The 12,741-nt window shown below is 67.0% G+C and carries 14 protein-coding genes and 1 pseudogene; 3 read left to right on the plus strand and 12 right to left on the minus strand.

The window, feature by feature from the left end; genetic code table 11:
* From AB4Y43_RS39485 to AB4Y43_RS39515, 7 genes are all read right to left on the minus strand, one after another.
* On the minus strand, positions 1-1,424 hold a 1,424-nt coding region (locus AB4Y43_RS39485; protein WP_368730215.1), incomplete at its 3' end, for a phosphocholine-specific phospholipase C.
* An 89-nt stretch (positions 1,425-1,513) separates the two neighbouring features.
* Positions 1,514-1,957, minus strand: a complete 444-nt coding sequence (locus AB4Y43_RS39490) for a hypothetical protein (protein ID WP_368730216.1) — start codon at positions 1,955-1,957, stop codon at positions 1,514-1,516.
* Positions 1,958-2,120: 163 nt separating this feature from the next.
* On the minus strand, positions 2,121-2,522 hold the full coding sequence (locus AB4Y43_RS39495; RefSeq protein WP_069263762.1) for a PPC domain-containing DNA-binding protein: 402 nt from the start codon (positions 2,520-2,522) through the stop codon (positions 2,121-2,123).
* 123 nt (positions 2,523-2,645) lie between these two features.
* On the minus strand, positions 2,646-2,966 hold the full coding sequence (locus AB4Y43_RS39500; protein ID WP_069263760.1) for a DUF4148 domain-containing protein: 321 nt from the start codon (positions 2,964-2,966) through the stop codon (positions 2,646-2,648).
* Between the two features lie 397 nt (positions 2,967-3,363).
* A complete protein-coding gene (locus tag AB4Y43_RS39505; RefSeq protein ID WP_368730217.1) occupies positions 3,364-4,482 on the minus strand; it encodes an exo-alpha-sialidase in 1,119 nt (372 codons plus the stop codon).
* Between the two features lie 58 nt (positions 4,483-4,540).
* A complete protein-coding gene (locus AB4Y43_RS39510; protein WP_069263757.1) occupies positions 4,541-4,810 on the minus strand; it encodes a MoaD/ThiS family protein in 270 nt (89 codons plus the stop codon).
* Between the two features lie 162 nt (positions 4,811-4,972).
* Positions 4,973-5,776: a hypothetical protein gene (locus AB4Y43_RS39515; protein ID WP_368730218.1), complete on the minus strand. Its 804-nt coding sequence runs from the start codon at positions 5,774-5,776 to the stop codon at positions 4,973-4,975.
* Between the two features lie 177 nt (positions 5,777-5,953).
* Here AB4Y43_RS39515 and gcvA point away from each other — a divergent pair, with 177 nt between their 5' ends.
* On the plus strand, positions 5,954-6,862 hold the full coding sequence (gene gcvA / locus AB4Y43_RS39520; protein WP_069263753.1) for a transcriptional regulator GcvA: 909 nt from the start codon (positions 5,954-5,956) through the stop codon (positions 6,860-6,862).
* A 21-nt stretch (positions 6,863-6,883) separates the two neighbouring features.
* Here gcvA and AB4Y43_RS39525 read toward each other — a convergent pair whose 3' ends face one another.
* The 3 genes and pseudogenes from AB4Y43_RS39525 to AB4Y43_RS39535 all read right to left on the minus strand — a co-directional run bounded on the left by AB4Y43_RS39525 (position 6,884) and on the right by AB4Y43_RS39535 (position 9,212).
* Positions 6,884-7,690 carry a sulfite exporter TauE/SafE family protein gene (locus tag AB4Y43_RS39525; RefSeq protein ID WP_069263751.1) on the minus strand — a complete coding sequence of 269 codons (807 nt, stop codon included), beginning with the start codon at positions 7,688-7,690 and terminating at the stop codon, positions 6,884-6,886.
* 70 nt (positions 7,691-7,760) lie between these two features.
* A pseudogene (locus AB4Y43_RS39530) lies at positions 7,761-8,894 on the minus strand (cysteine desulfurase family protein); the annotation flags it as partial.
* A 114-nt stretch (positions 8,895-9,008) separates the two neighbouring features.
* Positions 9,009-9,212: a hypothetical protein gene (locus AB4Y43_RS39535; RefSeq protein ID WP_368730219.1), complete on the minus strand. Its 204-nt coding sequence runs from the start codon at positions 9,210-9,212 to the stop codon at positions 9,009-9,011.
* Between AB4Y43_RS39535 and AB4Y43_RS39540 the strand changes: the two genes are divergently transcribed.
* Positions 9,211-10,326, plus strand: coding sequence for a Kelch repeat-containing protein (locus AB4Y43_RS39540; protein ID WP_368730220.1), 1,116 nt, complete (start codon positions 9,211-9,213; stop codon positions 10,324-10,326). The two genes, AB4Y43_RS39535 and AB4Y43_RS39540, sit on opposite strands and share 2 nt — an antisense overlap.
* A 36-nt stretch (positions 10,327-10,362) precedes the next feature.
* Here the strand turns inward: AB4Y43_RS39540 and AB4Y43_RS39545 are convergent, their stop codons facing one another.
* Positions 10,363-10,626, minus strand: a complete 264-nt coding sequence (locus tag AB4Y43_RS39545) for a DUF6723 family protein (RefSeq protein ID WP_342947578.1) — start codon at positions 10,624-10,626, stop codon at positions 10,363-10,365.
* A gap of 215 nt (positions 10,627-10,841) precedes the next feature.
* Between AB4Y43_RS39545 and AB4Y43_RS39550 the strand changes: the two genes are divergently transcribed.
* A complete protein-coding gene (locus AB4Y43_RS39550) occupies positions 10,842-12,110 on the plus strand; it encodes a multidrug effflux MFS transporter (RefSeq protein ID WP_368730221.1) in 1,269 nt (422 codons plus the stop codon).
* A 23-nt stretch (positions 12,111-12,133) separates the two neighbouring features.
* Here AB4Y43_RS39550 and AB4Y43_RS39555 read toward each other — a convergent pair.
* A partial coding sequence (locus AB4Y43_RS39555; RefSeq protein WP_368730222.1) for an FGGY-family carbohydrate kinase occupies positions 12,134-12,741 on the minus strand: 608 nt, incomplete at its 5' end.

A 12,741-nucleotide genomic window follows, 5' to 3' on the forward strand; every position in this document is an offset into this window, starting at 1 on the left:
GTCGTGGAAGGCAGCGCGGGAATCGCCGCGTTAGGCGTGGCGAAGTTGAATGCCGACGTGAGGTCGCCGCACACGGCGCGGCGCCATGGCGTGATGTTCGGCTCGCGCAGGTCGTGATGCAGACCGAAGCGCTTCTCGATGAAGCGGATCACGGAAGTATGGTCGAACGTCTCCGAGCACACCCAACCGCCGCGCGACCACGGCGAGACCACGAGCATCGGCACGCGCGGTCCGAGGCCGTACGGGCCCGCCGCGTACTTGCTGCTGCCCGGGAAAATCTCGTTCGTCGTGTCGACGGTCGAAAGGCCGTTCGCGCTCGAAGCCGGCGGGAACGGGGGCGCAAGGTGATCGAAGAAGCCGTCGTTCTCGTCGTAGTTCACGAGCAGCACGGTCTTGCTCCACAGGTCCGGGTTCGACGTGAGGATCTGCAGCACCTGGTCGACGTACCACGCGCCATAGTTGGCGGGCCAGTTCGGATGCTCCGAATACGCCTCGGGCGCGACGATCCACGAGACCTGCGGCAGCGCATTGTTCGCCACGTCCTGCTTGAGCACGTCGAAATAGCCGCCGCCCGCCAGCACGTTCGTGCCCGTGCGTGCGCGGTCATACAGCGGATTGCCGGGCTGCGCGTTCTGGTATTGATGGAAATACAGGAGCGAGTTGTCGCCGTAATTGCCGATGTACGGGTTGTCGCCCGTCCAGCCCCACGAGCCCTTGGCATCCAGGCCTTCGCCCGCGTCCTGATAGATCTTCCACGTAATACCCGCGCTCTGCAGGACTTCGGGATACGTGGACCAGCCATAGCCCGCTTCCGCGTTGTCGATCACCGGGCCGCCGCCGCTGCCGTCGTTGCCCACCCAGCCCGTCCACATGTAGTAGCGGTTCGGGTCGGTCGCGGTCATCGTCGAGCAGTGGTACGCGTCGCAAATCGTGAATGCGTCGGCGAGCTGGTAGTGGAACGGAATGTCGTCGCGCGTGAGGTAGGCCATCGTGGTCGTGCCCTTGGCGGGCACCCACTGGTCGTAGCGGCCGCCGTTCCAGGCAGCGTGCGTCGTGGTCCAGTCGTGCGGCAGGTCCTGGATGAACTGCAGGCCCAGGTTGGACGCCGTGGGATGAAACGGCAGCACTTCGCCCGCGCCGGCCGCGAGCGGCTGGTTCCACACCGGCTTGCCGGTAGGCAGCGTGATCGCGCGCGTGTCGCCGAAGCCGCGCACGCCGCGCAGCGTGCCGAAGTAATGATCGAACGAGCGGTTCTCCTGCATGAGGATCACGATGTGTTCGACATCGCGGATGCTCCCCGTGCGATTGTTCGCGGGAATCGCGAGCGCATTGCGGATGGCCTGCGGCAGCATCGTCAGGGCGGTGGCCGAACCGGCGCTCATCGCGGCGGTGCGGAGAAAGTCACGGCGGCTTCTCGAGGTCATCTTGTGGTTTCCATCTTCAGGTTGAGAAAGGCACGCACGGCACGCCGCCTTGACGGGCGGCAGGCGGCCAGGCCGCGCGGCCGGGTACGTCAGTCAGCGGTGTGGATAACGGGTGTGACAAGCGGTTCGATCTGCGCGGCTTGTGTGTCTTGCGCGCTCCCGCCGGTGGGTGGCTTCGCCGGCGAGCGCACGGCGTTCGCGGGCAAGGCGACGCCGGCGTTCACCATGCTGTTCGCACTATCTGGGAGATTCGATACGCCCGCATCCGACGCCAGCGTGAATGCGTTGGCGAGCGCCGGGCGCTGTGGATTGGTACCTGGCTGCGCTTGCGCGAGTTCGCGTGCCGCGTTCGTGGTGAGCGCGACGCGCGTGTCGCTATCGCGTGCGCTGCACGCGCCAAGCGTACACAGCGCGGCTGCGCATGCAAACAGCATGGCGGGCGCACGCATCGTTTTGAATGCAGCGGGCAGGCACAAACGTCTGCGCGACGCGCGTTGCCATGGCAAGCGCGCCGGCGCGGATTCGACCGTCATCGAAGTCTCCGTCCAGATAGAGGCACAACAACGGCTCGAGGAGCGGCCCGAGCGGGGCCTCGCGCGCAGCACGGACAGCGGCGAGGCAACGCCGAAGCATAGCGATGCCGCTTTTAAATTTTGTGACGGTGCGTGGGGTCGCGCGAATGGCGGCGCAGGCGGATCAGCCTGGCGCGTTGCGGATCTGCAGTTCCGCGTATCCGGTCGCGGAATCGAGCTCGCGTGAGAAACGATGGCCAGGCAGCAGCACCAGCAGCAGCTCCGCCGTGGTGCGCACGGTGCAGCCGCGCGCGACGTGGCCGCCCATCACGCGGCCTTGCGCGTCGGACACGGACATGTGCAAATGGGCGCCATCGGGCGACACCGAGCCCGCGAGCGTGAGGATTTCGAGGTCGCCGCGCAATGCGGTCGGCGTTTCGGCGCCGGCGAAGCGCAACTGCGCGACGCTCAGGCTGCCGATGCCCTGAATGACGAACGCCGCATGCGAGGCTTGCTGGCCCAGCAAGCTTTCGACGGCGGCGCGCAGATCGTCGCCGGGAGACAGCCGTACGGGATGGATTTGCATGCTGGCCTCGGGGTCGTCGTATCCGGCACAGGTTAGGCCGGGACGAAGCACGAGGCAAGTCGCGACATGAACAACGGCCCGCTCGAAGCGGGCTGCTCTTGCACTCGCACCTTCACGCACCGATCATTGGTGCGCGTAGATCGAACCCAGGCCGGGAATGTCGTGCGACGCCGAAGCCGTAACCGCGCCCGCTGCCGACGACCCATTCGCCACGCCGCCGAACGCCGACGCCACCGCGCCGTTCTGCGCACTCACCTTCGCTTCGGCGGCCTCGATGTGCTGCGGATAGTCGTTGTAGTCGGCCGCCGGGTTGTAGCCGGCCTGTTGGAGCTGCACCAGTTCGGCGCGGACCTGGGCACGCGTGAGCGGCTCGGCCGACTGGGCGAAAGAGACGACGGGAACGGCGACAACAGCGGCAACGATCAGCGACTTGATGAGTTTCATGGTATCCACCTGTAAGCAATGAGTTGGTTCGGACCACGATGGCGTGGCTCGCGCGTCCAGTCTTTTTCGATGTCTCTTGTGCGACGTCGCTGACTGGCATGGGTGGATTTGAACTCCCGCACGTATCCCGCTTGTTTCCACGAACCCCTGCTTTTGCAAGCCTCTTTGTCCATTGCCACGGCGGATACACAACGATACAGAACCCCTCGCTACTCCCGCATTTCGCTCGATACCCGCCGCGCGAGACAGATTGCGGCGACGATCTGCATCTTGACCGAGCTGAGCGCGATCCGCACGCCGCCTCCCGCTGCGCGAGATGCGCGTACGTGCTGCGCGCCGGCTCCGCGAGCGCGCACATGCCGCGACCATAGCCGCGCGGCGGGCTGGAAGGCCGCCATCACCCGAAGCGCACGCAATACACCGGCGGCAAGTGCGCCGAAACGAGCCGCCAGTTTTCGCCGCCATCGTCCGAGGTCCAAAGGGCGCCCGTGGTCGAGCCCATGGCGAGGCGCGTGCCGGTACCGTCGATGTCGAGACCGTGGCGGTACACGAGGTCGTATGCCGGTGCGGCCGGCAAGCCGTTCGAGAAGCGCTCGAATGTACGCCCGCCGTCGCGCGTACGCGTGACGACGAACCGGCCGTCCACAGGAACGCGGTACTGGTCTTTTTGGGCCGGCACGAACCACGCGGTGTCCGGCTCGCGCGGATGCACCACGACCGCGAAACCGAAGCTCGACGGCTGCGCTTCGATGCGGCGCCAGTGGGCCGCGCCATCGGTCGAGCGGAAGATTGCGCAGTGATGCTGGGTCCACAGCACATCCGGATTCGCCGCGCATTGCACCACGCGGTGCGGGTCTTGCGCATTGGGTTCGCCGCGCCGCTCGGGCGGCATGTAGTCGGCCTCCATGCCCTCGGCGGTGAGGCGCCAGCTCGCGCCGCCGTCGCCGGTCTGCCAGACGCCGCCGCACGACACGCCCACTGTCACGTGCCGGCTGTCGCGCGGATCGACCATCACCGAGTGAATGCCCGGCGCGTCGTAGCCGCCGCCCGCCCATTCGCGGCGCTCCGGGCGGTCCCACAGCGGGCGGTTGAGTTCCCAGCTGTCGCCGCCGTCGCCGGAGCGAAACAGGCCGCCAGGTATCGTGCCCGCCCACAGCACGCCCGGCTCGTCCGCGCCGCCCGGTTCGAGCGACCAGATCTGCTGGAGCGACCACGGCGCAGGCAGGCGGCCCAATGCATCCGGTTCGCTGGCCTGAATCTCCTCTGCAGGCTGTGGCGGATAGACGGGCACCGCGCATTCTTCCCAGTGCGCCGTGCCCGCGCGCCGGCGATGCAGCTTCACGCCGAAGTGGCCCAGGTTGAGTGCGGCATAGAGCGAGCCGTCGCGCGTATCGGGCATCACCATGCTCACCGGCTCGCCGACGAATTCAGGTTCGCCGATTGTCCAGCCGCCCTCTCCATCGGCTTGCAGAACGAACAGCCCCTTGCGGGTTGCGACCAGCAGTCGATCGCTCATCTCGCGTACCCTCCTGTCGATCCAGAGTCAGCGCTCCGGTCCCATGCAAAGTGGTGACTCATCCGCCGGACAGCGCCTGCACGACGTACACCCGGCTCTCATCGCCGAGCGCGTCGCTCAAATGTTCCCGATCACGCAGGCGAACGCCGTCCACGAATACCGCCAGATGCTTACGCAATGCGCCCTGATCATCGAGGATATAGCCGCGCAAACGCGGCTGCTCGGCAAACACGGCATCGAACGCTTCGCGAAGCGTGCGCGCGTCGATCTCGCGCTCGGGCGTCGCGACGTGCCGCTGAATCGAAGCTGCGAAGAAGAGGTGCGCCATGGCGGGCCGGCGATGCGGAAACGGCCGCGTCCGCCGGATCTGTAGTTTAGGCCATTCGCCGTGGGCGTCGAGGCGTCGGCGCGCCCCGAAGCCGAAGTCCTGCGATGCACTGCAGCAAGCGCGGCGCCGTCAGCCCAGACCCGCCAGACGCAAAGCCAGCGGTTAAGGCGTGCTGCCTTCGGCCTTGGCCTTGCCGTGCAGGCAAGGTGTCGGCAGACGCATGCGGTACAGGGAAATCGCCTGAATCGTGAGCACGCAGATTATCGCTGTTCCGTAAGCAGCCAGTAGATTCCAGTGCGTGAGCGTGAGGCTCAGCACGAAGAAGAACGACGCAAATCCCAGCAGTCCCGTGGTCATGCCGCGCATCAGTTGCTGCGCCGCTTCGTGGCCGATCAGGCGGTGCGCGAACACGGCGAGGATGATCGCCATGAACGGGAACGATGCGAGCACGCCGCTCGCCTCGGGTCCGACGTAAGGCGCGATCAGCGTCACGCTCACCACAAGGCCGGCGATGAGCGCCATGCGCGACGGCAAATCCCACCACGGCGGCGAGAGGCGCACCGTTCTTGCCGGCTGGTTGGGAATCAGGTTGAGCGCAAGAGCAATGGCCAGAATGGCGAAGAGATAAAGACCATGCGTAGGCAGCGCGCCCCATTGCAGCACGAGGGCCACCAGGGCGAACGTGGCGCCTGCGCCTGCCAGCGCCACCTTCCACCCACGCGCCGCGAGCCGGCAATAGACGACGCAAAACGCCGCCTGCGCAGCCGTTGCGACAAGCGAACCCGCAGTCGCTTGCGCGGCGAACGCCGGTCCGTGCTCCAGCGCGAGAAAAACCGAGACCGGCCCCGAAGTAAGCGGCAGTCCCACGAGCAGCCCGCCGACCGCTTCGCCCCAGCGGCGAGCGGCAAGACTGGCGGCCAACAGCAACAACGGCGTAAAGACGAGCTTGAAAAGCAGAAGATCCATGATGAGCGACGCAATGCGGAGAATGCCAACTGTCAGGAATGCGCGGCGGGCGTCGCACTGGTTACGTTACGTCCCGCGGCTTTATGCCCATATTGAAGCCGGTCGATGTGGCTGACAAACCATTTGTCGTCATATAATGCGTGAGCAAAACTCACACGTCACGTACACCCCGGCTCCATGTTCGACCGCCTTCCCCCGCTGCAAACCCTGCGCGCCTTCGAAGCCACCGGGCGGCTCCTCAGCATGACGCTGGCGGCGCAGGAACTGCACGTCACGCATGGCGCCGTGAGCCGGCACATCAAGACGCTCGAAAGCCATTTGGGCGTGGCGCTGTTCCAGCGCCTCACGCGTCGCATCGTCCTGACCGAAGCGGGCGCCGAGTTCCTGCTGGCCGTGAACCGCGCGCTCGCTGAATTGACCAAGGAGTCCGAGCGCCTGCGCACGCACGACAGCGTCACGCGCCTGAAGATCAACGCCAGCGTGTCCTTTGCGAACCGCTGGCTCGCGCCGCGCCTGCATCGCCTCAAGGCTCGCCATCCGGAACTCGACGTCCACCTCGACGTGACCGACAAATACGTCGATCTCAACGACTCGGATGTCGATGTGGCGATTCGCTACGGCAGCGGACGCTATCCGCGCGTGCTGGCCGAGCGCATTCTCGACGAAACCGTGACGCCGGTTTGCAGTGCTGACTATCGGGCGAAGATGGGCGGCATGGCATCGGTCGAGAGCCTCGCGCGCTGCACCTTGCTGCATGAGGGCGGCATGCTTGCGAACTGGGAGCAATGGCTGGCGCTGGCGGGATTGAGCGGCGTGCGCAGCGATCGCGGCACGGCATACAGCCATGGGAGCCTCGCGATCGAGGCGGCGATTCGAGGGGAAGGCGTCGCGCTGGGGCGCAGCGTGATCGTGGCGGACGACATCGCGGCCGGCCGGCTCGTCGCGCCGTTCCCGGAACTGCGTCTCGAGTCCGAGCGCGGGCATGATCTCGTCTATCGGATTGGCAGCCGCGACGACCCCAAGGTGCGTGCCGTGCGAGACTGGCTCGCCGACGAAATCCGAGTCTTTCTCGCCCCGGCCGGTTGAGCGCGAATCAAGCGCAAGGTCTCAGTAACCAAGCACCACCTTGGCGAGCATGCCGCACGCCACGCACACCAGAATGGCAGCGAAGCCCATCTGCGTATGCCGCGAGGAAACGCGGTGCGAAACGTGACGCCCCAGCATCATGCCGACGACGGTCGCGACGCTGAACCACAGCGTGAGGTCGAGCCGCAGCGGCACGCCGTGCAGCACCGTCGCCACCACGCCGCCGGAGCCCACGAGCGCGATGACCATCAACGACGTCGCGACGATACCGTGCATGGAAATATTCGTGAGCTTGCGCAGCATGGGCACGATGATGAAGCCGCCACCCACGCCGAGCAGCCCCGTCATCAGTCCCGTCAACGCGCCGGTCGAGGCCAGCGCGAGCGCCGTCGCTTTCGACCACACGAGGCGGCCGGTGTCGGGATTGACGCGGCCCACGCAAAGCGGGGACGCTTCGGGCAGCGCGCGCTTTTTCCCGATGGTCTGACGTAGCAGCCGCACCGCCACGAACAGCATCACGCCGGCAAAGAGCGCGAGCAACAGGCGTTGCGGCATGGCTTGAGCGAGGCGCACGCCGAGCCACGTGGTCGGCACGCCCGCGAGCGCCATGCAGAACGCCGCGCGATAGCGCACGAGACGCTTGCGGAAGGCTTCGAGCGCGCCGATCCCCGCGCTGCTCGCCACCGCGATCAAGGCGACCGGTGTGGCCTGCTGCATGGGCCAGCCCATTCCCACCACGATGGCGGGCACGGCGAGAATGCCGCCGCCCGCGCCCGTGAGTCCCAGCATCGCGCCGATCATGGCGCCCAGTACGAGTGAAACGATCATCGGGTTTCGATGTTCATCGTGACCTTGACCGACGAAATCAGGCGGGCTCAGCGGCCGGCAGACACGGCGCCACCGAGCGACGGATGCAGTCCACCGCGAAATCGACGTCTTGCGGCTTCGTGAAGCGCCCGAGGCTCAGGCGCACCGTGCGGTTTGCCGCCTCTTCGCCAAGCCCGATGGCAGTGAGCACGTGCGAAGGCGTGCCCGCCGCCGAGTTGCAGGCCGAAGTCGACGAGATCGCGAGGTCGCCGGTCAGCAGGAACGGGAAGAAGCCCGGCAGATCGATCGTGAGGCTCAGCGTGTGGGGAATGCGCTGCGCGCGCGCGGCGTTGAGCGTGACGCCCGGCAACGCGAGCACCTCGGCCAGCAGGCGCTCGCCCAGCCGCGCAATGCGCTCGCTGTCCGCTTGCAGCGCCTCGCGCGCAATCACGCACGCCACGCCCATGCCGACGATCTGATGCGTGGCCAGCGTGCCCGAACGCAGCCCGCGCTCGTGACCGCCGCCGTGCATTTGCGGCGCGATGCGCTCGAACGCCTCGCGGTTCACGTAGATCGCACCGATGCCCTTCGGCCCGTACACCTTGTGCGCCGACATCGAAAGGAGGTCGATGCCCATCGCTTTCACGTCGATGGGCGTCTTGCCGAGCGCCTGCGCCGCGTCGACGTGCAGCAGCGCGCCGGCGGCATGCACCACGCTCGCAATCGACGTGACATCGGTGAGCGTGCCCAGTTCGTTGTTGACCAGCATGAGCGAGACGAGACCGGTGTCGGGCGTGAGCGCGGCGGCCACGGCCTCTGCCGTGATTTCGCCCTGCGCGTCCGGTGCGAGCCGCGTGACGGTCATGCCGCGCGCTTCGAGGCTCGTCATCGTATCGAGAATGGCCTTGTGCTCGAGCTGGCTCGTGATGAGATGTCGCTTTTGCGTCGCGCGGTCCGCATAGCCCTTGAGCGCGAGATTGTTCGACTCGGTCGCGCCGGACGTCCAGACGATCTCCGCGGCATCGGCGCCGATGAGCGCCGCCACGTCCTTGCGCGCCTGCTCGACGAGCCGGCGCGCCCGCTGGCCCGCGCCATGCGAGCTGGAGGCCGGGTTGCCGAAATCGCCTTCCATGCCCAGACAGCCGAACATCGCCTCGATCACCCGCGGGTCCGCCGGGGTGGTCGCGGCATAGTCAAAGTAACGCAAATCGCCCTTCTCGCTCATCATCGTTTCTCGCACAACGGAATGTCGAAAATGCTACGCCCCGGGCACTAAAAAATGGTTCCAAAATTAAATGAATTCTCCAAAGGGCGGAGTATTCGATTCTCTTCCACCGACCTAACGCGAAATGAAATTCTCAAGACGGTCGGCCAAACAGCCTGGCGGCGCGAAACCGATCGCGCCCTGGATCGGCGCGTAGTAACACAAAGTGGGCGACAGCGTTCCCGTGTACCGTATCCACTGCGCGCTCTGCGAGCGAGAAAAACGCCCCGGGAAAAGCGCGCCCAATGCCGTCCCCTCCACCTCCGCGAGGTTCGCCATGCCGCTTTCCCGTCGCCGCTTCCTCGAACTGAGCCTCGCCGCGAGCAGCACCGCCTGGTGCACGCAGCGTGAAGCGATGGCTGCGGACATGCAGGCCATGCCCGAAGAAGACCCGCAAGCGATGCAAACGGCCCAGCGTGGCGGCCTCTACGCGAGCCTGCGCGACCCCAACGCCACGCAGCTGCCACCCGAAGCGTTCATGCAGCGCTTCTTCTATTCGAGCGCTCCGCGCGCCACGCCGCAAGGCGTGTGGACCACGGCCGCGCCCTTGCCGCTGCCGCGCAGCGAAATGGCGTGGGCGACGAGCGAGGGCGAGCGCATGCATGTGATCGGCGGCTACGGCGCGGGCCAGGTCGCGCGGCCCTATCACCATGTATTCGATGCGGCGCGCGGCGCCTGGCGCAACGCCGCGCCCGTTCCGCGCGGCGCGAATCATATCGGCGTGGCGGCACTCGACGGCGTGGTCTATGCGATGGGTGGGTTCGTCGAGCAGAACCGCATTGCCGTGCCCGACTGCTACGCCTATGTCGTGGCCGACGACCGCTGGCACGCGATTCACCCGCTTTCGCGCGGCTCGCGCGGCGCGATTTCCGTCGTGGCGCACGAGGGCATGCTGCACGCGATCGGCGGCCGCGACACGCGCTCGGTGGACTGGCACGAGGCATACGACCCGCAGAGCGACAGCTGGAAAACGCTCGCGCCCATTCCCGGTCCGCGCGACCACACGGCGGCCGTCTCGCTTGGGGGCTGGATACTCGTGGCCGGCGGCCGCATGGATACGTTCGACTTCAACACCGGCATGCACGTGGCCTACGACGCGAAGCGCGACGCCTGGGAAGAACGCGCGCCCATGCCCACGCCGCGCTCCGGTCACGGCGGCGCGGCGTGGCGGGGACGCTTCTTCTGCATGGGCGGGGAAGGCACGCGGCGCGTCTTCGGGCAGAACGAGGGCTACGATCCGGCGACCGATTCATGGCAGGCCTATGCGCCCATGCTCACGCCGCGTCATGGCATGGGCGCGGCAGTCGTGGGCGATGCAATTCATGTGGCGGGCGGCGGCCCGATGAATGGCGGCGTGATTCAGACTTCGGTGCACGAAGTGTTTTCCCTTTGAGCTGGGCATGCTCCCCCTTCGGCGCGCAGGGTCTGCTCACCCTTCGGGCGTGGCAATGTCCGCGCGAATCAGCTCATCCGCGAGCGTGAGTGCCTGTTGCCTTGCCAGCGGACCCGTCGCGCACGGCCCCGGACGCGGACAGCCGTCGAACGGATAGATGAGCCGCCCATCGGTCTTGCGGCGAATCCGCAGCAATCCGTAGTAGCGGCCCGCGCCGTCGATCTGCTCGCCGCAGAAGACTTCATAGTCTTCCGCGGTGGTCGGACGTCGCACGGCCTCTTTCGGCCTTTTCTCTGGCATTTCGGCACTCCGGGACTATCCTGGGCGAGATAAGCGGAAGCTCAGCAAGCGCCGCGCCTGAGAGGGGCGTCGCACGGAAGTCGGCGATAACGGGCACAATACGCGCCTGCGCCGCCGCGCCGGACGCCGTGTTCGTGATCCGAACGTGCTTTCCGAACAGCTGCCCCAACGCCCCCCAGCGCCGCCGCACCGGAACCCGCCCTTTTCACGCTGTCATGACTCACGATCTGCCCGAACGTCCCGCCACCGCCGCACGCCAGGCGAACTCGCCGCGCTTCCTGCTGTTCCTGATCTGCCTGTTCGCCTCGGCCGGACAGCTCGCCATCGACATCTACGTGCCCGCACTGCCGGCCATGGCGCGCTACTTCGCGACGTCGCCACAGGCGATCCAGTCGAGCGTGTCCGTTTATCTCGCCGCCTACGCGTTCGGCCAACTCATCTTCGGACCGATTTCCGACGCGCTCGGGCGCAAGCGCGTGCTGGCTTTCGGCCTCGTGATCTATACGCTCGGCTGCCTGCTCTCGCTCGCCGCGCCGAATCTGGAAACCTTCGTGCAGGCGCGCTGCCTGCAGGGCTTCGGCATCGCCGCGACCAACCTGCTCGCGAAGGCCATCATCACCGACTCGTTCGTGGGCACCGCGCTCATGCACGCGTTCACCTACATGTCGATTACGTGGGGGCTCGCGCCGATCATCGCGCCGGTGATCGGCGCGCATCTGCAGGAGCTATTCGGCTGGAAAGCCTGCCTCGTGTTCCTGCTCGTCTATTCGTTGGTGATGTGGGCGCTGCTGTGGCGCTTTCGCGAGACCTTGCGGCAACCGGTGCGGCTGGAGCCGCGCACGCTCATCGCGAACGCGGGCAAGGTGCTCGCGAGCCCCGTGTTCCAGAGCTGCTTTCTCGCCCAGGGCTTGTGCTACAGCATCCTGCTCGTCTTCAACGTCGTCGGGCCGTTCATGGTGCAGAACACGCTGCACAGGCCGCCCACCTTCTTCGGCTATCTCGCGCTCGGCATCGGCCTGATGTATTTCCTGGGCGGTCTCTCGAACCGGCTGCACGGCCCGCGCCTGCCTACCCCGGAGCAACGTCTGCGTGTGGGGGCGCGCGTGATGGCGGGCGCGGCCATCGCGATGCTCGTGCTCGCGCTCACGGTGGGCCTGCGCGTGTGGACGCTCGCCGTTCCTGTACTCGTGATGGGTCTGTGCGCGGGTGCGATGTATCCCACGCTGATGGCCAAGGGCAATTCGCTGTTCCCGCATATCGCGGGTTTGACGAGTGCGATTCTCGGCTGCGCGCTGCTGCTCGTTTCCTCGGCGATGATGGGGCTGGCCGGTTTCGTCTCCGTGCACGTGCTCACGCCGCTAGCGGTGTTCTTCGTACTGCTCGCGCTCACCGTCGTCGTGATGGTGACGAAGCTGCTGCGCCACCTCGCGCAAAGTCAGGCTGCTGCCGCCGCGCTCGCGCAGCGCAGCGGCGAGGCGGCGTGAGCCGCTAGCTCCCGGTCAAGCCGCTATCGGATCGCGCGCGCCACGTCCTGCAACTGCGTGAAGGCGCGGTAACGCGCTTCGTGCAGCGCCGCGATCTCGCCCGTGGCCGGTGCGTAGACCTTGCTGATCCGGGACATCGCGGCCATCGCGTCGCGCACGTTATCGTATAGGCCGCCAGCCACGGCGCCCAGCATGGCCGCGCCCAGCAGGACCGGCTCCTCGGCGTGGGTGGCCAGCACGGGCTTGCCCGTTGCGTCCGCCAGCAGCTGGCGCACGAGGTCGAGCCTGCCCGCACCGCCGCTGATCACGACCTGCTCGATCGGCGCGCCCGCCTGGGCCTGCACCTCGACGATCTGCCGCAGCCCATAGCCGATGCTGCCGATGCCCGCGACATAGAGCGCGACGAGGCTCTCCATGTCCGTCTCCATGCCGAGTCCCGCGATGACGGCCCGCGCGTGCGGATCGGCGAATGGCGCGCGGTTGCCGAGGAATTCGGGCACGACATGCAGGCCCTGATCGTGCGCGAGGCGCACCGCGCCCGATTCGCTCTGCGCAGCCTGGACCGCCAGCCCGGCAAGCATCGTCGGCAGCGACTGGCCTTCGCTCGCCGCGCGGCTCGCGGCTTCTGCAG

Origin of the sequence: Paraburkholderia sp. BR10872 (assembly GCF_040965835.1) — a bacterium.
Taxonomy (GTDB): Bacteria; Pseudomonadota; Gammaproteobacteria; order Burkholderiales; family Burkholderiaceae; genus Paraburkholderia; species Paraburkholderia nodosa_A.

Coding starts and splice junctions, on each gene's coding strand:
- AB4Y43_RS39490 (WP_368730216.1), bottom strand. CDS start 1,957: ATGACGGTCGAATCCGCGCCGGCGCGCTTGCCATGGCAACGCGCGTCG.
- AB4Y43_RS39495 (WP_069263762.1), bottom strand. CDS start 2,522: ATGCAAATCCATCCCGTACGGCTGTCTCCCGGCGACGATCTGCGCGCC.
- AB4Y43_RS39500 (WP_069263760.1), bottom strand. CDS start 2,966: ATGAAACTCATCAAGTCGCTGATCGTTGCCGCTGTTGTCGCCGTTCCC.
- AB4Y43_RS39505 (WP_368730217.1), bottom strand. CDS start 4,482: ATGAGCGATCGACTGCTGGTCGCAACCCGCAAGGGGCTGTTCGTTCTG.
- AB4Y43_RS39510 (WP_069263757.1), bottom strand. CDS start 4,810: ATGGCGCACCTCTTCTTCGCAGCTTCGATTCAGCGGCACGTCGCGACG.
- AB4Y43_RS39515 (WP_368730218.1), bottom strand. CDS start 5,776: ATGGATCTTCTGCTTTTCAAGCTCGTCTTTACGCCGTTGTTGCTGTTG.
- gcvA (WP_069263753.1), top strand. CDS start 5,954: ATGTTCGACCGCCTTCCCCCGCTGCAAACCCTGCGCGCCTTCGAAGCC.
- AB4Y43_RS39525 (WP_069263751.1), bottom strand. CDS start 7,690: ATGATCGTTTCACTCGTACTGGGCGCCATGATCGGCGCGATGCTGGGA.
- AB4Y43_RS39540 (WP_368730220.1), top strand. CDS start 9,211: ATGCCGCTTTCCCGTCGCCGCTTCCTCGAACTGAGCCTCGCCGCGAGC.
- AB4Y43_RS39535 (WP_368730219.1), bottom strand. CDS start 9,212: ATGGCGAACCTCGCGGAGGTGGAGGGGACGGCATTGGGCGCGCTTTTC.
- AB4Y43_RS39545 (WP_342947578.1), bottom strand. CDS start 10,626: ATGCCAGAGAAAAGGCCGAAAGAGGCCGTGCGACGTCCGACCACCGCG.
- AB4Y43_RS39550 (WP_368730221.1), top strand. CDS start 10,842: ATGACTCACGATCTGCCCGAACGTCCCGCCACCGCCGCACGCCAGGCG.